The organism is Steroidobacter cummioxidans (genome assembly GCF_003104955.1).
Map to the genome: position 1 here is coordinate 17,806 of NZ_LSRW01000082.1, position 296 is coordinate 18,101.

General features: G+C 59.1%; 1 pseudogene. It reads left to right on the forward strand.

The annotated features are described in order from the left end of the window. Positions 1 to 163: 163 nt before the first annotated feature. Positions 164 to 296: pseudogene (locus D0550_RS37255) on the forward strand (ferritin family protein); the annotation flags it as partial.

The following is a 296-nucleotide window of genomic DNA, read 5'->3' on the forward strand; positions in this document are numbered from 1 at the left end:
CNCATCNNACGCANGCCAGAATCCTGCTCAAATCGTGAAGAAGCCGTGATGACTAGTCGGAACCGCGGGCGGCTTCATGCGTACTGGTTTGACGTACCGGCAATCACTGCGCATTTCATCGAGCCATGTCTAGCGAAAATTCCTTTGCACGAAAAGCGCCAAGGCGCTGCGTCCCGAGACCATCGACCGGCACCGCGCCGTGGCCTCGCTCATGGAGGAGCTGGAAGCGGTCGACTGGTACGACCAGCGCATNGACGCCGCCACGGACCAGGAGCCTGTCTCTTATACACATCTGA